This is a genomic window from Mesorhizobium sp. P3_A9, assembly GCF_056402975.1.
This window is the reverse complement of record NZ_JBFUGJ010000732.1, coordinates 1-1,003: the sequence shown is the minus strand read 5'-3', so window position 1 is coordinate 1,003 and position 1,003 is coordinate 1. Positions and strand designations below refer to the sequence as shown.

The window sequence follows — 1,003 nt, the reverse complement described above, 5'->3', positions numbered from 1 at the left end:
GGCTGTGTGTGGGTCTGCGGCCCGGTGAGTCCGCCTGCGATAAGCGGGCCAGCCGGAGCATTGCGGTCCTCGGGCCAGCAGTGGGACGCCGCCAGCGATGCGTATAGTGCGTGGTATGAGGTCCATTACGGCAAAAAGCCCGCCACTCTGAACRGAGAGCAGCGGGCCAAGGTCTGGAGTGGTGCTGGGATCAACCAGCGTAGGTCAACTTGCGGCAGCGCGGTTGGTTGCCACCCATGTGCATATTTACATTCGCCTTCGCGCTTGCCCCACAGGACAGCGCGGCGGAGATCGAACCAGGACGAGGCGCTGGCGGACGTTCCCGAGCCCCGTTTAGCCAGAAATCGGTGCTCGCAGCGGGACATGCCGGGATCAATTTGTCCTGTTGATCGACGTAACCGCAAGGTTCGTTAGCTTGTTGTTGGTGGCTTTTTCCTGGTCGAGGATCTCGCTCAGCAACTTGTGAGCCTGATCATGCCCGAGGTCCTTTGCCCATTCCCGCAGCGAGCCGTACCGGGATATCTCATAGTGCTCGACTGCTTGACAGGCTGCCAGCAGACCGCAATCCAGGGCGGCCCCTGACGCTTCCTCCATCAATCCGCTGGCTTCCTTGATGAGCCCCTCTATCGCGTCGCATTTCTCGCCAGACGCCTTCTTGCCTATCGACTTGAACACCAGCTCGAGCTTCTTGATCTGTCCCCTTGTTTCCTCAAGATGGTCCTCGGCCGCCTTCTTCAGCTTGGCGTCCTTCACGGCTGCAGCTACCTTGGTCAGGGCCCTGGTAATCGCGTTCTCCGCGAAATACATGTCCTGGAGGGTGTGCTCAAAAATATCGGCCAGAGTTTTCATTCCAGGCTCCTTAGTCCTATTGGCTTCTGGTGCGGGCGAAAGGTTCCGTGCCTTCACATGGTGGGGTAGATCCTGTCCGGGTGTCCCCACGGCGGCCTCACCGGCAATTGGTCTCTACCGCAGGCAGCGCCATCTCCTGATGTCGCACCGCCGC

1 protein-coding gene is annotated in these 1,003 nt (G+C 60.1%); it reads right to left on the bottom strand.

From position 1 onward, the window contains the following. Positions 1 to 372: 372 nt before the first annotated feature. Positions 373 to 849, bottom strand: coding sequence for a YciE/YciF ferroxidase family protein (locus AC1DX0_RS36370; protein ID WP_477223752.1), 477 nt, complete (start codon positions 847 to 849; stop codon positions 373 to 375). Positions 850 to 1,003 lie beyond the last annotated feature (154 nt).